Source organism: Allocatelliglobosispora scoriae, from assembly GCF_014204945.1.
Classification (GTDB): Bacteria; Actinomycetota; Actinomycetes; order Mycobacteriales; family Micromonosporaceae; genus Allocatelliglobosispora; species Allocatelliglobosispora scoriae.
Window position 1 is genome coordinate 622,195 of the sequence record NZ_JACHMN010000003.1, and the last position, 21,531, is coordinate 643,725.

Genomic DNA, 21,531 nt, shown 5'->3' on the forward strand with positions numbered 1-21,531 from the left:
GTGACCGACTCCATCCGCCGCAACCTGGGCCTCGCCGTAGTGCTCGTCGCACTGCTGGGAATCGGTGTGCTGACCAAGCCCGACCTCTACGGCGACATGTCGTGGCTGAGCAACAACGTCCTGACGATCCTGCAGCAGGCGTCGGCGATCGGCGTGATCACGGTAGGCATGACCTTCGTGATCATCGGCGGCGGCATCGACCTCTCGGTCGGCGCGATCGTCGCCGTCGCCGGGGTGTGGTCGACCACGCTGTCGACGCAGACCTACGGCGCGGGCGGCATGATCTTCACCGCGATCGCGGTGGCGGTGGTGGTCGGCGTGATCAACGGTGTCCTCATCGCCTACGGCAGGCTGGTGCCCTTCATCGCGACGCTGGCGATGATGGTCGCCGCCCGAGGGCTCGCCGCGCAGATCTCCGGCAAGCAGACCCAGATCTCGGCCGACGCGACGATCAACGCGATCGCCACGGCCCGGCCCTTCGGCATCCCGGTCCTCATCCTCATCTTCGCCGCGGTGGCGCTCGCCGGATGGGTGCTGCTCAACCGGACCACGTTCGGTCGGCGTACGGTCGCGGTCGGCGGCAACCCCGAGGCGGCCCGGCTCGCCGGCATCAACGTCAAGCTGCACACCCTGCTGCTCTACGCGCTCTCCGGCCTCTGCTGCGGCATCGGCGCGATCATGCTGACGGCGCAGGCCACCTCCGCCCAGGCCGCCATGGCCAACCTCTACGAACTCGACGCGATCGCTGCGGCGATCATCGGCGGCACGCTGCTCAGCGGCGGCCGCGGCACCATCGCCGGGGCGCTCTTCGGCGTGCTGGTCTTCTCCACCATCACCAACCTCTTCGCGGTCAACAACCTGACCACCGAGGTGCAGAACATGGTGAAGGGCGCGATCATCGTGACCGCCGTCCTGATCCAGCAGGTCCAGTTCAAGTCGCTGACCACCTTCATGGCGCGGCAGCGACTGCGGACCAACACTCCCACCCCCACACCCACCACCACCTAAAACGCTCTACAGAAATTGGCGACCGTCGACATACTGGCGGCCGCTGGGCACTCCGCACCCTCTTACAGCCCATCCACAGGAGGTCACCATGACCCAGCGCAACTTCGTTGACCGTCGCAAGCTGCTGCTCGGTTCCGTCGGCATCGGTGCCGCCGCGGCACTCGCCGCCTGCACCAGCAACGAGCCCGCGACGACGGCCCAGACCAAGGGCCCCGCCGCCGGCACCGGCAACGACGCGCCCGGCAAGAAGGTCGTCATCGGTTTCTCGGCTCCGGCCGCGGACCACGGCTGGATCGCCGCCATCACCAACAACGCCAAGGCGCAGGCCGCGGCGTACTCCGACGTCGAGTTCAAGCCGGTCGCGGCCGGCGCGGACGCGGCGGCCCAGCGTGCTGCCCTCGCCACCCTGATCTCCCAGAAGCCCGACGTGATCGTGCTGCTCCCGCACGACGGCAAGGAGCTCAACTCCTTCGGCCTCGAGGCGATGAAGGCCGGTATCCCGGTCGTCAACCTCGACCGCGCCTTCCCCGACGCGCTCGCCTACCGCCTGCAGATCAAGGGCGACAACTACGGCATGGGTGTCGCGGCCGGTCACTACATCGGCGGCAAGCTCAAGGCCGCCGGTGCGACCGCTCCGATCATCGGTGAGATCGCGGGTCTGGACTTCCTGGAGCTCACCCAGGAGCGCAGCGCGGGCTTCAAGGCCGCCCTGGCGACCTACGGCTTCAAGGTGGCCAACCGCCGTGCCGCCGAGTTCACGGCCGACTCCGGCCAGCGCGAGGCGACGAACCTGCTGCAGGCGCTGCCGAAGATCGACGCGATCTGGAACCACGATGACGACCAGGGCATCGGCGTGCTGGCGGCGATCAACTCCGCCAACCGCAAGGAGTTCTTCATGGTCGGCGGCGCCGGCTCGAAGGCCGCCATGGACGCGATCATCGCCGACAATTCGGTCCTGAAGGCAACGGTCACCTACAGCCCCTCGATGGCCTCGTCGGCGATCTCGCTGGCCCGGCTCATCGGTCAGGGCCGCGGCCTGTCCGACCTGGTCGAGCTGCAGGTGCCCAAGGAGATCGTGCTCGCCTCCGAGACCATCACCAAGGAGAACGCGAGCAAGTACCTCCCCCTCGGGTTCTGATCGATCACGCGCACAAGGAGCTCCACAGTGTCCACTGCAGAAAGCCCACAGCTACGCGTCGGCATGATCGGCCACGCGTTCATGGGTGCCGCGCACTCACAGGCGTGGCGTACCGTGAACCGGGCATTTGACCTGCCCATCCGCGCGAGCATGGTGGCGGTCTGTGGCCGTGACCCGGGTCGGACGGCCGCTGCGGCCGCCCGGCTCGGGTGGGCGGAACACGTCACCGACTGGCGGGAACTGATCGCCCGCGACGATATCGACCTCGTGGACATCTGCACCCCCGGTGACAGCCACGCGGAGATAGCGCTCGCCGCGCTCGCCGCCGGAAAGCACGTGCTTTGCGAGAAGCCCTTGGCCAATTCGGTGGCCGAGGCCACGGAGATGGTCCAGGCCGCCGAGAGCGCTCGCGCGCTGGGGGTACGCACCATGTGCGGCTTCAACTACCGCCGGGTGCCCGCAGTGGCGTTCATGCGAAAGCTGATCCTCGACGGCCGGATCGGCGTCGTGCGGCACGTTCGCGCGGTCTACCTCCAGGACTGGATCACCGATCCGCAGTTCCCGCTCGTGTGGCGGCTGCAGTCGGATCGGGCCGGTTCGGGTGCCCTCGGTGACATCGGCTCGCACATCGTCGACATGACGCAGTATGTGACCGGGCAACTCGTCACCGGTGTCAGCGCGATGACCGAGACGTTCGTCCGCGAGCGTCCGCTGCCGAGCGAGTCGAGCGGGCTCTCGGCCACGGGGGAGGGATCGTCGACCGGCCTGGTGACCGTCGACGATGCCGCGATCTTCCTGGCGAGGCTCGACGGCGGAGCGATCGCCACCTATGAGGCGACCCGCTTCGCGACCGGCCACAAGAACGGTCTCCGCGTGGAGATCAACGGGTCGCTGGGCTCCATCTCCTTCGACCTGCAGCGCCTCAACGAACTGGAGTTCTACGACGCCACCAAGCCGGCGGCGGAGCAGGGCTTCACCCGCATCCTGATCACCGAGGCCGAGCACCCCTACCTCGCGGCGTGGTGGCCACCCGGCCACATCATCGGCTACGAGCACTCCTTCACGCACCAGATGCGTGACCTGCTGGAGGCGATCGCGTCGGGTCAGGACCCGACACCGTCGTTCGCCGACGCCCTGCAGGTGCAGTTCGTGCTCGATGCCGTGCAGCGCTCCGCGGAGACCGGGTCCGGCTGGACCGAGGTGATCAACGCTCCACAGTGGGTTCCGGTCTGACCGGACACCGCTGGGCCCCCGGCGAACGTCCCGGCCGGGGGCACCCAACCCCTCCCACACCACACAGCTATACCCGGCACTCGGCGCGGCGGCGCGCGCCCTGGCCTGGCTACCCCCAGTCAGGAAAGGGAACAGAAAGCCATGTCCAGACCCAGATTCATCGCGGCGGTCCTGCTTGCCGTCGCGGCGACCGTGCCCGCGGTCGCGGCCGGTACGCCGGTCCAGGCAGCAATCGTGATCAACCCTGCCGACTTCCAGCAGGTCGAGCTGGCGCGCGGCGTCGCCGAGATGGGCGAGCCCATGTCGCTCGCCGTCCTGCCCGACCTGTCGGTGCTGCACACCGCCCGTGACGGCAAGCTGCGGCGCACCACCGCCGCGGGCACGACGACCGTCATCGGCACCATCCCGGTCTACACGCACGACGAGGAGGGGCTGCAGGGCGTCGGTGTCGACCCCGGCTTCGCCACCAACCGGGCGATCTTCCTCTACTACGCCCCGCCCCTGTCGACCCCGGCCGGTGACGCGCCGGCGACGGGTACCGACTGGTCCGCGTGGCAGGGCGTCAACCGGCTCTCCCGGTTCACGCTCAACACCGACTACACGCTCAACCTCGCGAGCGAGAAGATCGTGCTCACCACCGCCACGGACCGGGGCATCTGCTGCCACGTCGGCGGTGACATCGACTTCGACGCCGCGGGCAACCTCTACCTCTCCACCGGCGACGACTCGAACCCCTTCGACTCGGCCGGTTACTCGCCGATCGACGAGCGGACCAACCGCAACCCCGCCTACGACGCCCAGCGCACCGCCGCCAACAGCAACGACCTGCGTGGCAAGCTGCTGCGGATCAAGGTCGCGGCGGACGGGACCTACACGATCCCGTCGGGGAACCTGTTCGCTCCCGGCACGGCGAAGACCCGTCCGGAGATCTACGCGATGGGCTTCCGCAACCCGTTCCGGATCAGCGTCGACAAGCCCACCGGTGTCGTCTACGTCGGTGACTACGGTCCCGACGCGGGCTCGACCGATGCCAACCGGGGCCCCGGCGGCCAGGTCGAGTTCGCCCGGGTCACCTCGGCGGGCAACTACGGCTGGCCCTACTGCACCGGCACGAACACGACGGCCGAGACCTACAACGAGTGGAACTTCGCCACCGGCACGACCGGCCCGAAGTTCAACTGCGCGGGCGGGCCGACCAACAACTCCTTCCGCAACACCGGCGTCACCACGCTGCCGGCGGCTCGCGCGGCCTGGATCCGCTACGGCGGCGACGCCGGAACGCCGTCGCAGTTCGGCGGCGGCTCGGAGTCGCCGATGGCGGGCCCCGTCTACCGCTACAACTCCTCGTCGACCTCGACGGTGAAGTTCCCGCAGTCCTTCGAGGGCTACTTCATGGCGACCGAGTTCGGCCGCAACTGGATCAAGCCGGTGCAGGTCAACGCGGACGGTTCCGTCGGTGAGATCATCACCCTGCCGTGGACCGGCCACCAGGTGATGGACTCGGCGTTCGGCCCCGACGGCGCGCTCTACGTCCTCGCCTACGGCACGGGCTACTTCAACGGCGACGCCAACTCGGCGCTCTACCGCATCGAGTATGTCGCCGGGGTCAACCGGGCCCCGATCGCGAAGGCCTCCTCCAACAAGGTCGGCGGCACCGCGCCGCTGACGGTGGCGTTCTCCTCGGCCGGCTCGTCCGACCCGGAGGGCGGCGCGCTGACCTACGCGTGGAACTTCGGCGACGGCACCACCTCCACCGCCGCGAACCCGTCGAAGACCTACACGGCCAATGGCCAGTACAACGCGACGCTGACGGTCCGCGATCCGCAGGGTGCGACCGCCAGCTCCAGCGTGATCATCACGGTCGGCAACAACGCCCCGGTCGTCACGGTGCAGCTGCCGGTCAACGGCTCGCTGTTCAGCTTCGGCGACACCGTGCCCTACCAGATCACGGTGACCGACGCCGAGGACGGCACGATCGACTGCACTCGGGTCAAGATGACCTACGTGCTCGGCCACGACCAGCACGGACACCAGATCACCTCGAAGAACGGCTGCACCGGCACTATCTCGGTGCCGGTCGACGGCGAGCACGACGACGCCGCGAACATCTTCGGGATCTGGGACGCCGAATACACCGACAACGGTGCCAACGGCCAGCCGGCGATCACCACGCACACCCAGAACACCACCCAGCCGCGGCACCGCCAGGCCGAGCACTACAAGAACTCGTCGGGCATCAACAAGTTCGACAAGACCACGGCCGAGGGCGGCAAGACGGTCGGCGACATCAACAACGGCGACTGGATCTCGTTCGACCCCTACGCGATCGGCAACGCCACGTCGTTCACGGCCCGGGTCTCCTCCAACGGCACCGGCGGCACGCTGCAGGTCCGCGCGGGCTCGGCGACCGGCACCGTGCTGGGCACGGCGACCGTACCGGTGACGGGCAGCTGGGAGACCTTCACCACCGTCTCGGGCGCGCTGAGCGGGGCACCGGCGGGCACGACGACCCTCTACCTGACCTTCGCGGGTACGGGCACCGCGGCCCTCTACGACCTGGACTCCTTCACCTTCAACACCACCGGTGGCGGCGGACCCGGACCGATCGTGGGCCTGGCGGGCAAGTGCCTCGACATCGCCGGAGCGGGGACCGCCGACGGCACGAAGATCCAGCTCTACACCTGCAACAACACCATCGCGCAGTCCTGGACCCGCAACGGCCAGACCTGGCGGGCGCTGGGCAAGTGCCTGGACGTCAGTGCCGGTGCCACCACCGACAACGCCAAGGTCCAGCTGTGGACCTGCAACGGTTCCGGTGCCCAGAACTGGACCGCAGGAGCCAACAACTCCCTGATCAACCCGCAATCCGGTAAGTGCCTGGACGTCTCGGGAAGCGCCACCGCCGACGGTACGCAGATCGTCATCTACACCTGCAGCGGCGGCAACAACCAGAAGTGGACCCTGCCATGAACCGACTCGTCAGGAGCGCGCTCGGCGTCACCGCCGCAGCCCTCACCGTTCTCGCGATGACACCGTCCGGTGCCACCGCCGCCGACAGCCCCTATGACGTGCTGGTCTTCAGCAAGACCGCCGGATTCCGGCACGACTCGATCGCCGTGGGCACCCAGGCCATCCGGGACCTGGGCGCGGCGAACAGCTTCACCGTGACCGCGACCGAGGACGCCGCCGCCTTCACCACGGCCAACCTGGCGCAGTACGAAGCGGTCGTCTTCCTCAACACCACGGGTGACGTGCTCAACGACACCCAGCAGACCGCGTTCGAGTCCTACATCCGTGGCGGCGGCGGCTACGTCGGCGTGCACGCGGCGGCGGACACGGAGTATTCGTGGCCCTTCTACGGCCAGCTCGTCGGTGCCTGGTTCGCCTCGCACCCGGCGATCCAGCAGGCCACCACGCGGTTCGAGTCCCGGGCCCACGCGGCCACGGCGACCGCGCCGCAGACGGCCGCCCGCACCGACGAGTGGTACAACTACCAGACCAACGTGCGCTCGACCGCCAAGGTGCTCGCCAACCTGGACGAGGGCTCCTACACCGGCGGCGGCATGGGCGCCGACCACCCGCACGTCTGGTGCAAGACGCTCGACAGCGGACGGTCCTTCTACACCGGTGCCGGGCACACCCAGGCGTCGTACGCCGAACCCCTGCTGCGGGCACAGCTCCTCGGCGGCATCCGCTACGCGGCCGGCCGGACCAAGGCCGACTGCCGCCCGGAGACCGGCTACACGCAGATCTTCAACGGCTCGACGACCGGCTGGTCCCAGGCGGGTCCGGGCAGCTTCACCAACACCGACGCCACCCTCGCCACCACCGGTGGCATGGGCATGCTGTGGTACAGCGCGAAGGAGTACCGCTCCTACTCGCTGAAGCTGGACTGGCGCCTGCTCGGCGACGACAACTCGGGTGTCTTCATCGGCTTCCCGGCGAGCACCGACCCGTGGTCCGCGGTGAACAACGGCTACGAGATCCAGATCGACGCGACGGACGCCGCCGACCGCACCACCGGGTCGGTCTACACCTTCAAGTCGGCCGACATCGCGGCCCGCGACGCGGCGCTCAACCCGCCGGGGGAGTGGAACACCTACGAGCTGCTCGTCGAGGGTGAGCGGCTGCAGATCTTCCTGAACGGCCGGAAGATCAACGACTTCACCAACACCGACCCGGTCCGCTCGCTCCAACAGGGCTACATCGGCCTGCAGAACCACGGCACCGGCGACGACGCCCAGTTCCGCAACATCCGGATCAAGGAGCTCGGCACCACGCCGACCGACGTCACCACGCAGGCCGAGCTCTTCAGCACGGTCAGCGGTGCCAGCGCATACACCAAGGCGGGCGCCAACGGCGGTCAGACGCTGGGCTACATCGACCCGGGTGACTGGTCGTCCTACAACGGGCTCTCGCTCACCGGAGTGACCAGCTTCCGGGCGCGCGTCGTCTCGGGCGGTCCGGGTGGATCGATCCAGGTCCGCACGGGTTCGCAGACGGGCACGGTCCTGGGCACGATCGCCGTCCCCAACACGGGCAGCTGGGACACGTACGCCAACGTCACCGGCGCGCTCACGGGTGTCCCCACGGGCAACCAGAACGTGTTCCTGACCTACACCGGCACCGGCACCGGGCTCTTCGACCTCGATGACTTCACCCTGGTCAAGGGCACGCCGCCGACCGGCGGGACGGGACCGATCGTGGGCCTGGCGAGCAAGTGCGTCGATGTCGCCGCCTCCGGGACGGCCGACGGCACCAAGATCCAGCTCTACACCTGCAACGGCACCGGCGCGCAGACCTGGACCCGTAACGGCCAGACCTGGCGGGCGCTGGGGAAGTGCCTCGACGTCAACGGCGGCGGCACGACCGACGGCACCAAGGTGCAGCTGTGGACCTGCAACGGTTCGGCCGCGCAGAACTGGACCGCCGGAGCCAACAACTCCCTCGTCAACCCGCAGTCCGGCAAGTGCCTGGATGTCGCCGGCGCCAACAGCGCCAACGGCACCCAGATCCAGATCTGGACCTGCTCCGGCAACGACGCCCAGAGGTGGACGCTGCCGTAACCAGACCGCCCGCGCCTCACCAGCGCGGGTCAGCTGAGGCTGGGCGCCGAACCAGCATCAGCTAGCGGTCTCGCCTGTCCGGTGCACCTTGCCGGACAGGCGAGACTTCGCACGTTGCACGTGCCGCAACTCTTCAAGAGTTGGTCCTCCGGTGCCAGGGCGCCGTAGGACCAACTCTTGAAGAGTTGCGACGATCATGTAGTCACTAGAAGGAGGCAACGATGCCACGACCGATCACCCTGTTCACGGGACAATGGGCCGACCTGCCGTTCGAGGAGGTGTGCCGGCTGGCGTCGGGCTGGGGTTATGACGGGCTCGAGATCGCCTGCTGGGGCGACCACTTCGAGGTCGACCGGGCGCTCGCGGACGACTCCTACATCCCGGCCAAGAAGGCGATGCTCGACAAGTACGGTCTGAGCGTCTACGCGATCTCCAACCACCTCGTCGGCCAGGCGGTCTGCGACCATCCGATCGACATCCGGCACAAGGGCATCCTCCCGTCGCGCCTGTGGGGCGACGGCGAGCCCGAGGGGGTACGCCAGCGGGCCGCCGACGAGATGAAGGACACCGCACGGGCCGCCCGCGCTCTCGGGGTGGATGTCGTCGTCGGGTTCACCGGCTCGTCGATCTGGCACACGCTGGCGATGTTCCCACCCGTACCCACCTCGATGCTGGATGACGGCTACCGCGACTTCGCCGACCGCTGGAACCCCATCCTGGATGTCTTCGACGAGGTGGGCGTGCGCTTCGCGCACGAGGTCCACCCGAGCGAGATCGCCTACGACTACTACACGACGAAGCGGACGCTGGAGGCGATCGGCCACCGCACGGCCTTCGGCCTCAACTGGGACCCGTCGCACATGGTGTGGCAGGGAATCGACCCGGCCAACTTCATCCTCGACTTCGCCGACCGGATCTACCACGTGGACTGCAAGGACACCAAGGTACGCATGGGCGACGGCCGCCGCGGCATCGTCTCCTCGCACCTGGGCTGGGCCGACCCGCACCGCGGCTGGGACTTCGTCTCCACCGGCCACGGCGACGTGCCGTGGGAGGACTGCTTCCGCGCGCTCAACGCGATCGGCTACGACGGCCCGATCTCGGTCGAGTGGGAGGACGCCGGGATGGACCGGCTCATCGGCGCGGCCGAGGCGATCGGCTTCGTCCGGCGGCTCGCCTTCGACAAGCCGTCGGCCTCGTTCGACGCGGCATTCTCCAGCGAGTGACCTGATTTATCAACCGGCAAAGGCGCTGCTCCGCACCCCGGAGTGGCGCCTTTGTGCGCTTGTGGGGTATTGACGCATCACCGAGGCGGTGGTTTCCTCGCGGGGTGAGCCGAACCAGAGTGATGCGTTGGGTGATGGTCCTGCTGGTGCTCGTCTTCGCGACCGTTCTCGTCTGGGAGATGATCGCCGCGCGGCAGGCCGGAGGCTTCGGTCCGTAGATCTGTCTACTCGTTGAAGTACGGACAGTGCCGGCAGCCGCGCGTGCAGCAGAACCCGCGCTTGGCGAGGTAACCCGCGGTCAACGCGAAGAGGCCGCTCGCCGGGTCCCGATAACCCGGGGAGCCGGTCCGCAGCGCCTCGGCGTGGCGGGAGAGGATCTCCTCGCGGTGCGGGTGGTCCGGGTCGAGCCGATGGGGGTGCGGCTCGGTCAGCTCACGCGGCGCGAGGGGCCAACGCTCGGTCATCCGCAGAGCTTAGATCGTCGATGTCAGGCAGCGCCTCGGGCGGCCGGGCAGTGCTGCCCGAGACGCTGATGGAACCTGTGATGTTCACCCGAACTACCAGCCAGGTAAGATCGTTCGAGGCTTAGTTCATATCATAAACTCTTCGAGTGGTTCATGCTATGGCGTGACGTCAACGGCGTGACGTTCGGCGGGTCGGGGTGGAGAGTGCAACACATGGTGACGAGACGAGCGACCGTGCGCGACATGCGTCGCGCCAACCGGGCTGTGCTCCTGTCGAAGATCTATCTCGACGGACCGCTCAGCCGGCAGGAGTTGACGCAGCTCACGGCCCTGTCGCAGGCGAGCGTCAGCACCCTGGTCGCCGAGTTCATCGAGGAGGGCCTCGTCGAGGAGGCGGGCTTCGTCGAGTCCGACGGCGGCCGCCCGCGCGTGCTGCTCCAGGTCCGCCCGACCTTCGGTTACGTCATCGGGGTCGACGTCGGCGAGACCCGGGTCCAGGTCGAGCTCTTCGACCTCGCCATGCAGGCACTCGCCAAGGCTGATTACCCCATCGCCCGGGCCGAGATCGGTCCCGACGTCATCGTCGACGACATCATCGCCGGCATCGGCGCGGTCACGGCACAGGCCTCCGTCGACCCGGCCACGGTGCTCGGCATCGGCATCGGCGTACCGGGGGTGGTGGACCAGGGCGAGGCCGGGCTGGTGCACGCGCAGACGTTGGGCTGGGATGGCGTACCGCTGCGGGCCATGCTCAAAGCCGGGACCAGCATCCCCATCCACATCGACAACGGCGCCAAGACCCTCGGCCAGGCCGAGATGTGGTTCGGTGCCGGTCGAGGCGCGCAGCATGCCGTGATCGCGCTGGTCGGGTCCGGTGTCGGTGCCGCCGTCGTCGCCGACGGTGGCAGCTACCGGGGCTCGCACAGCAGCGCCGGGGAGTGGGGACACACCACGATCGTCTACGGCGGGCGGCTGTGCCGGTGCGGCTCGCGGGGGTGCCTGGAGGCGTACGTCGGTGCCGAAGGGGTGCTCGATCGCTACCGCGAGGCGAATCGGGGCCAGGCCGCGCACGGCAGCGACGAGGAGTCGGCGATCGGTGCGATGATCGCGGCCGCCGAGACCTCGAAGATCGCGCAGACGGTGCTCACCGAGACCGTCGGCTACCTCGGCGCGGGCATCGCCACCCTGGTCAACCTCTTCAACCCCGAGCGCATCGTGCTCGGCGGCTGGGCCGGGCTCGCCCTGGGCGAGCGCTGGCTCCCCGAGATCCGTGCCGCGGCGGGGGAGCACGCGCTGCGCCGGCCGTTCTCCCAGACCACGATCGAGATGTGCCGCCTCGGCCCGGACGCGGTGGCCCTGGGCGCGGCGACCCTGCCGGTGGCTCAGCTGCTGGCGGAGGGCGGCAAGCTGCCGGTCCCGCAGCCCCGCCGCGAGTCCGCGGTGGCCGGGTTGCGTCCCGCCGCCCGCTAACCCCTGAACTTTAATGCTGGACACGCCGCGAAAAGTGCAACCAAAGTCAGGATCAACTCGGCCTGAGTATCTGAGTAGTGGTGCGTGATGCAGGCGCGCCAAGATCGCCGCAACTCTTCAAGAGTTGGTCCTATGGGTGCTCGCTGGGCCTCGATGATCACGTCTGGTTCGGGGATGTAGACGTCATCACGCGGCATGATCACGGCTGGTTCCCTGAACCAGACGCGATCATTCGGGTGCGGGCGTCCGTTTGAAGCGCGACGACCCCGCACGGCGAGCGGATGGCGGGCCGGGGCCCGCGAATAACACCAACTCTTCAAGAGTTGCGACGATCTTGGCGCGAGCGCGGGCGCGGGCGGGCTGAGCGGTGCGACCTCCGCAGGCCGCGCGCTGATCATGGAGTGACGTGGAGACGCGGCGCGCGGTCAGGAGTGGGCGCGCGCCGCGTCGTTTCCCCCTACGCGGGAACGTTCCACTTCTGGTTGGCGGCGCCGGTGCAGTCCCAGATCTGCAGCTGGGTGCCGTCGGCGCTGCTCGGTCCGGCGGCGTCGAGGCAGCGGTTGGAGACCGGGTTCACCAGGTCGTTGCCCGCCGTCTTGACCCACTGCTGCGCTGCGGTGCCGTTGCAGTCGTAGAGCTGCACCTTCGTGCCGTTGGCCGTGGCCGCCCCCGCCACGTCGAGGCACTTGCCGAGGCCGCGGATCGTGCCGTCGCTGCTCACGGTCCAGGTCTGCGCGGTGGTGCCGTTGCAGGTCCAGAGCTGGATCTTGGTGCCGTTGGCGGTGGCACCGGCGTTGATGTCGACGCACTTGCCGCCGTATCCGGTGATCGCCCCGGTGCCGCCGGTCGGCGGGGTGCCGGTGCCGGCCCAGGTGAAGGTGGCGGAGGTCTTGGTCGGGATCGTGTAGGTGAACGACTGCCCGCCCCAGTTGACCTTCAGCGACTGCGACGAACCCGTCGTGTTGTACGCGATGAGCGCCTTGCTGCCGTCGGGGTTGCGCCACGCCACGTTCTTGACGCTGCCGTTGGCGGTGGAGTCGATGCGGACCGCACCCGGCTTCACGAACTTGGTCAGGTGGCCCATCGTGTAGTACTCGATGGTCTTGTCGACCTGCCCGGCCCGGCTGCCGCCACGCTGCACGGTGACGAGCCCGGTGCAGGTGTTGCACCCCGCGCCGACGTAGGGCAGGTGGTTCTGGTCCAGCGCCAGCCCCCACTTGACCCAGGACTTGTCCCAGTTGCGGGTGTAGTCGATGAGGTTGTTCATGTCCTCGGTCTGCTGGTTGGCGATCCAGGTGCCGCCCGAGTGCTCGGTCATGTAGGCGTTGACCGACGGGTACTGGTTGTGGATCGTCGTCTGCAGGGCCACGTCGCCGCCGTAACCGTGCCAGGCGATGCCGCCGAAGAGCGGGTCGGCGCGCAGCGCGGCGTCGGCGAGCGGGACCGAGCCGAGGTCGGTGTAGTTGCCCCAGTTGTAGTCGAGCACCATCACCTTGGTGGTGATGCCCGCCGCCCGGAACGCCGGGAAGAGGTGGTTCTTGGTGAAGTTGAGCAGACCGGCGCCGTTCCAGTTCATCGATGCGTAACCGGTGGTGTCGGTGCCGCAGCAGGTCGGCTCGTTCTGCACGGTCACGTAGTCGACGCGCAGCCCGTTGGCCTGGTTCTGCTGGATGTACTTGACGAAGTACTGGGCGTACATCGGGTAGTACTCGGCCTTGAGCCAGCCGCGGTGGACGAAGTCGTTGTTGTCCTTCATCCAGGCGGGCGCGCTCCACGGCGAACCCATCACCTTGACGGCCGGGTTGAGGGCCCGGGCCTGCTTGGTGAGCGGGACGATGTCGGTGAGGTCGTGCGCGATGGAGAAGTTGTTGAGGTCGCAGCACGTGTCGTCGTAGCTGTAGTTGAAGCGGGCGAGGTCGGAGGCGCCCATCGGGTTGCGGACGAAGGCGAGCCCGATGCCGTTGACCGGGTCGAAGAGGTCGCGCATCACCTGGTCGCGAGTGGCCGCCGAGATGACTCCGCCGCTGTTGAGCAGCCAGGCCGAGCTGTCGGCGAAGGAGGCGCCGCCGCCCTCCCAGGTCTGGTAGGTGGTGCCCTCGTTGACGCTGATCGTCTGGTTGGCGGCGGCGCTGTTGGCGACGAAGTTGATCGGCGCCTGCTGCTGCAGGCCCCGGGTGACGGTCCGGCCACCGGCGTCGCTGGTGGTCGTGAGGTAGATGTTGACCTGCTCTCCGGCCGCGAAGGCGGCCGGGGTGGGACCGGCGATGAGCCCGGCTCCGGCGAGCACGAGTGCCGCCACAGCCGTTCTGGTCCTACCGTTGCGCATAGTGGATCTCCCTGCGTTGGGGGACAGCGGGCACTGACCGTCGTGTGGCCCTGCCCGGCAACGCATCGACGTCAGGGATTTGTTAACACGGTTTCCTGAAGCATGTCAACAGGTCGATTGCTGAAACGATCTTGAAACATGTCGCTAACTGCCCCTTGACAAGCAGCTCAGCCGATACTTAAATCACAGCACAAATTAAGTAGCAAAATCTTGCCCACGGAGGGTGGAGTTAATGCTCGGAAACGTGCACAAGATCGGCGCAACCGTGCTCGCGGCTGCGTTGGCCTTTGGCCTGGTCGCGTGCGGCGATGGTGATGACACGGCGACAGGTGGAAAGACCAAGGTCGTCATCGGTACGTTCGGTGAGTTCGGGTACCAGCCGCTCTACAAGGAGTACATGGCTGCGCACCCCAACATCGAAATCGTCGAGCGCATCACCAAGACCGAGGACCATCACAAGAACCTCGCGGCGCACCTCGCCACGAACACCGGCTCGGCCGACATCGAGGCGATCGAGGAGGGCTGGCTCGGCCAGTTCAAGTCGCAGCCCGACAAGTTCAACAACCTGCTCGACCTCGGCGCCAAGGACATCCAGGGCCAGTGGCCGGCCTGGAAGTGGCAGGCGTCGGTCGGCAAGAACGGCTCCCAGATCGGTCTCGGCACCGACGTCGGCGGCATGGCGATGTGCTACCGCACCGACCTCTTCGCCAAGGCCGGCCTGCCGACCAACCGCGACGAGGTCTCGGCGCTGTGGTCGAACTGGGACGGCTACATCACCGCGGGCAAGAAGTACGCCGCCGCGAAGATCAAGGACTCGTCCTTCACCGACGGCCCGGCCGTCATGTACCGCGCGATCCTCGGCCAGGCGGACGTCGGCCTCTACGACACCTCCGACAACATCGTGGTCGACTCCAACCCCGCTGTGCGCGCCGCCTTCGACAAGACGATCGAGGCGCTCAACGCCGGCCTCTCCGCGAAGATCGCCGCCTGGTCCCCGGACTGGAACGCCGGTTTCCAGAAGGGCCGCTTCGCCACGATCGCCTGCCCGTCGTGGATGATGGCCTACATCCAGACCCAGGCCGCGGATGCCGCGGGCAAGTGGGACATCGCCAAGATCCCCGGTGGTACGGGCAACTGGGGTGGCTCGTTCCTGACGATCCCCAAGCAGTCCAAGCACGCCAAGGAGGCGTACGAGCTGGCGGCCTGGCTGACCAGCCCGGCGCAGCAGGCGAAGGTCTTCCGCGACAAGGGCAACTTCCCGTCGACCTCGACGCTCTACAGCGACCCGGTCATCACGGACTTCGTCAACCCGTTCTTCAGCAACGCCCCGGTCGGAAAGATCTTCTCCGAGTCGGTCGCGACGATGAAGGCGCAGTACCTCGGCCCGAAGGCCGGCGACATCAACACCGCGATCATCAACGCGCTGACCCGTGTGGAGCAGGGCAAGCAGGCTCCTGACGCGGCATGGACCCAGGCGCTAGCAGAGGTAAAGAAGCTCTAGCCCCGCCAACTCCCGGTCTCGGCAGACTCTGTGACCCCTGCCGGGACCGGGCCCCTCTTCAGGAGACCTGAACGCCGTGAAATCCTGGTTGCACCGCCTCGATGTGAAGGCCTCTCCGTACCTTTACATCTCACCCTTCTTCATCCTCTTCGCCATCCTCGGCATCTTCCCGCTGCTCTACACCGCGTGGGTCTCGCTCCACGACTGGAGCCTCATCTCCGACACCCACACCTTCATCGGCATCCAGAACTACAAGGATCTGCTCGCGGACTCGTTCTTCTGGAACGCGCTGTGGAACACCCTGTCGATCTGGGTGATCTCGACCGTTCCGCAGCTCATCTTCGCGCTGATCCTGGCGCACGTGCTCAACAACCGCCTGCGCGGCCAGTCGCTCTGGCGTGCGGGCCTGATCCTGCCCAACATCACCAGTGTCGTCGCCGTCACGATCATCTTCGGCCAGCTCTTCGGCCGGGACTACGGTCTGATCAACTGGGTGCTGGGCATCGTCGGTGTCGGCCACATCGACTGGCAGTCGGGTACGGCGAGCTCGCACATCGCGATCTCGGTCATGATCATTTGGCGCTGGACGGGGTACAACGCCCTGATCTACCTCGCCGCGATGCAGGCGGTACCGGAATCGCTCCACGAAGCGGCAATCATCGATGGTGCCACTTCCATGCAGCGGCTCCGGAAGATCACGATCCCGTCGATCCGTCCGACGATCATCTTCACCGTCATCATCTCCAGCATCGGCGGCATGCAGGTGCTCGCCGAGCCGCTGCTCTTCGGCGGCGGCCTGACCGGTGGCTCGGACCGCCAGTTCCAGACACTCTCGCTCTACCTCTACGAGATCGGCTTCAGCCGGTTCGACTTCGGCTACGCATCCGCGACCGCCTGGCTCATGTTCCTGGTGATCACCTTCGTCGCCGCCGCCAACTTCTTCATCATCCGACGCATCCGGAGGGCTTGATGGCCACCGAACTTTCGGCCAGGCCGCTTACCGAGCAGCCGGCTGCCAGGAAGAAGCACCCCGTCCGGCCGATCTTCCGCCGGGACGGCAAGCCCGGCCTGCTGATGTACCTGACGCTGATCGCGTTCCTCTTCTTCTCGGCGTTCCCGTTCTACTGGAGCATCGTCGTCGGTTCGCGCGACAACTCGGCGCTCGGCGACGTGCCGCCGCCGTTGACGCCGGGCGGCAACCTCCTCGACAACATCCAGCGGGTCTTCGACACGGTCCCGTTCGGCCAGGCACTCATCAACTCGGCGATCGTGTCGACGGTGATCACCTTCAGCGTGATCCTCTTCTCCACCCTCGCCGGGTTCGCCTTCGCCAAGCTCAACTTCCGCGGCAAGCCGGGCCTCTTCGTCGCCGTCGTGGCGACGATGATGGTCCCGACCCAGCTCGGCATCATCCCGCTCTACATCCTGATGGCGAAGCTCAACATGCTCGGCACGATGTACGCGGTGATCGCGCCCAGCCTGGTCAGCGCCTTCGGGGTCTTCTTCATGACCCAGTACCTCTCGTCGGCGCTCCCGGGTGAGCTGCTCGAAGCCGGTCGCGTCGACGGCTGCAGCACGATCATGCTCTTCTGGCACGTGGTGCTCCCGGTCGCGCGGCCGGCCGCCGCCGTGCTGGGCATGCTCACCTTCATGACGGCCTGGAACGACTTCTTCTGGCCGCTCGTGGTGCTGACGCCCGAGGACCCGACCGTGCAGATCTCGCTCTCCAACCTGGCCAGCGGCTACATCACGGACTTCTCGCTGACCCTCACCGGTGCCGCTCTCGCGACGCTGCCGCTGATCATCGCGTTCGCGCTGCTGGGCAAGTACCTCATCCAAGGAATCATGCAGGGAGCGATCAAGGGATGACGCAGATCGACGAGCAGGCACTCGCGACCCGAGCCGCCTTCCCGGAGGGCTTTCGCTGGGGGGTCGCCACAGCGTCCTACCAGATCGAGGGCGCGAGTGCGGAGGACGGACGGACCCCGTCCATCTGGGACACCTTCGCCCGCACGCCGGGCAAGGTCTACCGGGGCCACACCGGGGACATCGCCTGCGATCACTACCACCGTTATCCCGAGGATGTCGCGATCATGCGCGATCTCGGCGTACAAACCTATCGGTTCTCCACGGCCTGGCCCCGCGTCAAGCCGGACGGGACCGGCCCGACCAACCAGCGAGGGCTTGACTTCTACGATCGATTGACCGACGCGCTGCTGGCGGCGGGCATCGATCCGATGGTGACGCTCTACCACTGGGACCTGCCGCAGGTGCTGGAGGACCGGGGCGGCTGGACCAACCGCGAGACGGCATACCACTTCGCCGACTACGCGGCCGCGGTCCACGCCCGCCTCGGTGACCGGGTGCGCACCTGGACCACGCTCAACGAGCCGTGGTGCTCGGCGTTCCTCGGCTACAGCTCGGGCGACCACGCGCCGGGGCGGACGGAGACCCCGGCCTCCTTCCGCGCCGCGCACCACCTGCTGCTCGGCCACGGCCTGGCGGTGCAGGCGCTGCGGGCCGGCGGGGCCCGCGAGGTCTCGATCACGGTCAACCTGACCCACGCGACCCCGCTGGACCCCTCGTCGAGCCACGACGTGGACGCGGCGACGATCGTGGACGGGCTGCACAACCGGATCTTCCTCGACCCGCTGCTGCGCGGGCGGTACCCGACCGACATGCTGGCCCTGACGGCCCGGTTCGCCGGGCTCGACCACATCAGGCCGGGCGACGACGCGATCATCGCGGCGCCGATCGACCTCCTGGGGGTCAACTACTACGTGCCGACGATCCTCGCGGCGAAGGTCGGCACGGCGCCGTCGACGCAGTTCCCGGGCACCGAGGGCGTCGTCTTCGTGCCGCAGGACCGGCCGACCACGGCGATGGACTGGCCGATCGACGCGAGCGGCCTGCGGGACCTGCTGCTGCGGCTGGGCCGGGACTACCCGGAGACGCCGCTCATGATCACTGAGAACGGCGCCGCCTTCTACGACGTCGTCGACGGTGACCGGGTCAACGACGCCGACCGCATCGACTTCCTGCGGTCGCACCTGCTCGCCGCCCATGAGGCCATCGCCGCCGGGGTCAACCTGCAGGGCTACCTGGCCTGGTCGCTGCTCGACAATTTCGAGTGGGCATACGGCTACGACAAGCGGTTCGGTCTGGTGCACGTCGACTACACCACGCAGCGGCGGATCCCCAAGGAGTCGGCGCACTGGTTCAAGGAGGTCATCGCGGCGAACGCGCTCGATACGTGAGAGGCTGGGTCCCATGGACTCCAGCGACCAGCAGGTATTCGTCATCGTCGGTGCATCACTCGCCGGTGCCAAGGCTGCGGAGACCCTCCGCGCCGAGGGATTCACCGGCCGGGTGGTGCTGATCGGCTCGGAGACCGAGCGGCCCTATGAAAGGCCGCCGCTCTCCAAGGGATACCTGCAGGGCGCCGAGCCGCGCGACAAGATCTACGTGCACGACCCCGACTGGTACGCCGAGCAGCAGGTCGAGCTGTGGCTCGGACGGACCGTCACCGGCATCGATCCGGCCGAGCACGCCGTCGTGGTCGACGGCACCGAGCGGCTGCACTACGACAAGCTCCTGCTCGCCACCGGCTCCCGGGCGCGTCGCCTCGACGTCCCGGGGGCCGAGGCGCAGGGCGTACTGTCGCTGCGCTCCGCCGAGGAGTCCGACGCGCTGCTCGCGGCCCTCAAGACGGGCGGTGAGGTGCTCATCGTCGGCGCGGGCTGGATCGGCCTGGAGGTCGCCGCAGCGGCCCGGTCGCACGGCTGCAACGTGACGGTCGTCGAGCTCGACTGGGCGCCGCTGCGCCGGGTGCTCGGCGACGAGATCGGGAAGATCATCCGCGACCTGCACGAGGCGAACGGCGTGGCGTTCCGCTTCGGCATCGGCGTGCGCTCCCTCGGCGACCTCGACGGGCACGTGCGCAGCGTCCTTCTCGACGACGGCACCGAGATCGCCGCCGACGTGGTCGTGGTCGGCGTCGGCATCCAGCCGGCCGCGGAGCTCGCGCTCGCGGCGGGCCTCGCCGTCGACAACGGCATCGTCGTGGACGCGTCGCTGCGAACGGCCGATCCGGACATCTACGCCTGCGGCGATGTCGCCTCGTCCTTCCGCCCGTCGATCGACCGCCACCTGCGGGTGGAGCACTGGTCCAACGCGCTCGACGGCGGTCCGGCCGCGGCGCGGTCGATGCTCGGGCAGGATGTCGCCTACGACCCGGTGCCCTACTTCTTCACCGACCAGTTCAACCTCGGCATGGAGTATGCCGGCTTCGCCGACCGGGACGACCGGCTCGTCTTCCGGGGTGAGCCGTCCATCGAGGAAGGCTTCATCGCGTTCTGGGTCTCGGGCACCGGCCGGGTCACGGCGGGGATGAACGTCAACGTCTGGGATGTCACCGACGACATCCAGGCCCTGGTCCGGGCCGGTTGGGCCGGGAACTGCGTCGACCTGGAGAAGCTCGCGGATCCGGCCGTCCCGCTGCGGGATCTGCTGCCCTGATCGCGGTCTTGCCGTGAATCGGACATAACGGCTGTCATCATGATCGGGTGAGCAGCCTCATCTGGCGGTACGTCGCGTTGATCATGGCCGCCGCCCTGATGGGGCCCCTCATCGCCGACCGGCTGCGGCGGTGGGTCGCGATCCCCACCGTCGTCGTCGAGATCGCGCTCGGCATCATCCTCGGCCCGGCGATCCTCGGCTGGGTGCACGACGGGGATGTCGTCGGCGCCCTCGCCGACCTCGGCGTCATGATGCTCTTCTTCCTCGCCGGATACGAGGTCGACTTCCGCCGGATCGCCGGTAAGCCGATCAAGCTCGCCACCGTGGGCTGGATCTGCTCCTTCGCGGTCGGCCTGCTCGTCGCCGGGATCGCCACCCGCGACCTCGGCGCGACGATGGTGGTGGCCGTCGCGGTCTCGACCACGGCACTCGGCACGATCCTGCCGATCGTCCGCGACGCCGGGCTCCTGCCGCAGCCGCTCGGCGCCCGGATCATGGCGGTCGGCGCGATCGGCGAATTCGCCCCGATGATCGCGATCGCGCTCTTCCTCAGCGGTGCCCGGCCGGGTCGGACGATCATCGCGCTCGTGCTCTTCGTGCTGCTCACGGTGGGTGCGGCGCTGTTGGCGATGCGCGAGCCCTCCGAGCGGCTGCGGCGGCTGCTCACCGCCACACTGGGGACGAGCGCGCAGTTCGCCGTACGCCTGTGCCTGCTCGCCGCCGTCGCCTTCGTCTGGATCGCGGTCGCGCTCAACCTCGATATGATCATGGGGGCCTTCGCGGCCGGCATCACGATGAAGCTGGTCCTCGCGACCATCAGCGAGCACGAGGCCGAGCAGGTCGAGTCGAAGCTCGACGGCATCGGGTTCGGGCTGCTCATCCCGATCTTCTTCGTGATGACCGGGGTCCGGTTCGACCTGCGCGCCCTGCTGGCGAGTCCGAAGGCGCTGCTCCTGCTGCCCCTGGTGCTGCTGCTGTTCCTGCTGGCCCGGGGCCTGGTGACATACGTCGTCCACCGCAACGACCAACCGGAGCCGCAGCGTCGGCAGCTCGCGCTCTTCGCGGCGGCACAGCTGCCGCTCGTCGTGGTCGCGACCGATCTCGGTGTCGAACGCGGCTTCATCGGTCCCGACATCGCGGCCTCGATGGTCGGCGCGGCGATGCTCTCGGTGGCGATCTACCCGCTCCTCGCCCTGCGCGTCCCCAGCCGCCCCGCTCCCGCACTCCCCTGAATTTTAATGCTGGACACGCCGCGAAAAGCGCAACAAAGGTCAGGATCAACTAGCCCCTGACCTTTGTTGCACTCGCACCGGCGTGTCCAGCATTAAAATTCAGGGGGGCGCTGGGGGCGGGGTGGGTCACAGTGGCACGGCTTGCGGTTGACAGCGCGGGGCGACGGTGTCGAGACTGGCGACCACAACTGTATGTGCACGGTGGTGGGGGAAGTCCGGTGTGATTCCGGCGCTGACCCGCAACGGTAAGTCCTCGACATCCTCGATGTCCTGGCGAGCCCGATTACCCACGGCCGTGCTGAGCCCCTACTGAAGCTCCCGTCGTGGTTCACGGGATGGGGCCCGGGTC

Annotated in this window: 15 protein-coding genes and 1 riboswitch; of the genes, 13 read left to right on the top strand and 2 right to left on the bottom strand. The window is 68.0% G+C overall.

Going from position 1 to position 21,531, the window contains the following annotated elements:
• From F4553_RS29425 to F4553_RS29450, 6 genes are all read left to right on the top strand, one after another.
• On the top strand, positions 1 to 1,008 hold the full coding sequence (locus F4553_RS29425; protein WP_312875431.1) for an ABC transporter permease: 1,008 nt from the start codon (positions 1 to 3) through the stop codon (positions 1,006 to 1,008).
• A gap of 88 nt (positions 1,009 to 1,096) precedes the next feature.
• On the top strand, positions 1,097 to 2,146 hold the full coding sequence (locus F4553_RS29430; RefSeq protein WP_184842355.1) for a substrate-binding domain-containing protein: 1,050 nt from the start codon (positions 1,097 to 1,099) through the stop codon (positions 2,144 to 2,146).
• 63 nt (positions 2,147 to 2,209) lie between these two features.
• Positions 2,210 to 3,379 carry a Gfo/Idh/MocA family protein gene (locus tag F4553_RS29435; RefSeq protein WP_184847073.1) on the top strand — a complete coding sequence of 390 codons (1,170 nt, stop codon included), beginning with the start codon at positions 2,210 to 2,212 and terminating at the stop codon, positions 3,377 to 3,379.
• A 141-nt stretch (positions 3,380 to 3,520) separates the two neighbouring features.
• Positions 3,521 to 6,349: a PQQ-dependent sugar dehydrogenase gene (locus tag F4553_RS29440; protein ID WP_184842358.1), complete on the top strand. Its 2,829-nt coding sequence runs from the start codon at positions 3,521 to 3,523 to the stop codon at positions 6,347 to 6,349.
• Complete coding sequence (locus tag F4553_RS29445) at positions 6,346 to 8,445, top strand: ThuA domain-containing protein (protein ID WP_184842361.1); 2,100 nt, start codon at positions 6,346 to 6,348, stop codon at positions 8,443 to 8,445. The genes F4553_RS29440 and F4553_RS29445 overlap by 4 nt, the downstream gene beginning before the upstream one ends.
• A gap of 221 nt (positions 8,446 to 8,666) precedes the next feature.
• Positions 8,667 to 9,671, top strand: a complete 1,005-nt coding sequence (locus F4553_RS29450; RefSeq protein ID WP_184842363.1) for a sugar phosphate isomerase/epimerase family protein — start codon at positions 8,667 to 8,669, stop codon at positions 9,669 to 9,671.
• Positions 9,672 to 9,895: 224 nt separating this feature from the next.
• On the opposite strand, the gene F4553_RS29455 is transcribed toward F4553_RS29450, so the two are convergent.
• Positions 9,896 to 10,135: a DUF5522 domain-containing protein gene (locus tag F4553_RS29455; RefSeq protein WP_184842366.1), complete on the bottom strand. Its 240-nt coding sequence runs from the start codon at positions 10,133 to 10,135 to the stop codon at positions 9,896 to 9,898.
• Positions 10,136 to 10,348: 213 nt separating this feature from the next.
• Here F4553_RS29455 and F4553_RS29460 point away from each other — a divergent pair, with 213 nt between their 5' ends.
• Positions 10,349 to 11,605 carry an ROK family transcriptional regulator gene (locus F4553_RS29460; protein ID WP_184842370.1) on the top strand — a complete coding sequence of 419 codons (1,257 nt, stop codon included), beginning with the start codon at positions 10,349 to 10,351 and terminating at the stop codon, positions 11,603 to 11,605.
• Positions 11,606 to 12,062: 457 nt separating this feature from the next.
• On the opposite strand, the gene F4553_RS29465 is transcribed toward F4553_RS29460, so the two are convergent.
• Entirely contained in the window at positions 12,063 to 13,931 is a 1,869-nt protein-coding gene (locus F4553_RS29465; RefSeq protein ID WP_184842373.1) for a ricin-type beta-trefoil lectin domain protein, read from the bottom strand.
• 232 nt (positions 13,932 to 14,163) lie between these two features.
• Between F4553_RS29465 and F4553_RS29470 the strand changes: the two genes are divergently transcribed.
• The 6 genes from F4553_RS29470 to F4553_RS29495 all read left to right on the top strand — a co-directional run bounded on the left by F4553_RS29470 (position 14,164) and on the right by F4553_RS29495 (position 21,182).
• Positions 14,164 to 15,432 (top strand): ABC transporter substrate-binding protein, encoded by a 1,269-nt coding sequence (locus tag F4553_RS29470; protein WP_184842376.1) that lies wholly within the window; start codon positions 14,164 to 14,166, stop codon positions 15,430 to 15,432.
• 76 nt (positions 15,433 to 15,508) lie between these two features.
• On the top strand, positions 15,509 to 16,402 hold the full coding sequence (locus F4553_RS29475) for a carbohydrate ABC transporter permease (protein WP_312875432.1): 894 nt from the start codon (positions 15,509 to 15,511) through the stop codon (positions 16,400 to 16,402).
• A gap of 104 nt (positions 16,403 to 16,506) precedes the next feature.
• Positions 16,507 to 17,301, top strand: coding sequence for a carbohydrate ABC transporter permease (locus F4553_RS29480; RefSeq protein ID WP_221470769.1), 795 nt, complete (start codon positions 16,507 to 16,509; stop codon positions 17,299 to 17,301).
• Positions 17,298 to 18,689 carry a GH1 family beta-glucosidase gene (locus tag F4553_RS29485; protein ID WP_184842382.1) on the top strand — a complete coding sequence of 464 codons (1,392 nt, stop codon included), beginning with the start codon at positions 17,298 to 17,300 and terminating at the stop codon, positions 18,687 to 18,689. The genes F4553_RS29480 and F4553_RS29485 overlap by 4 nt, the downstream gene beginning before the upstream one ends.
• Before the next feature lie 13 nt (positions 18,690 to 18,702).
• A complete protein-coding gene (locus tag F4553_RS29490; RefSeq protein ID WP_184842385.1) occupies positions 18,703 to 19,950 on the top strand; it encodes an NAD(P)/FAD-dependent oxidoreductase in 1,248 nt (415 codons plus the stop codon).
• Positions 19,951 to 19,997: 47 nt separating this feature from the next.
• Positions 19,998 to 21,182 (top strand): cation:proton antiporter, encoded by a 1,185-nt coding sequence (locus F4553_RS29495; RefSeq protein ID WP_221470530.1) that lies wholly within the window; start codon positions 19,998 to 20,000, stop codon positions 21,180 to 21,182.
• A 147-nt stretch (positions 21,183 to 21,329) separates the two neighbouring features.
• Positions 21,330 to 21,491: riboswitch (cobalamin riboswitch) on the top strand.
• The last annotated feature ends 40 nt before the right edge of the window (positions 21,492 to 21,531 follow it).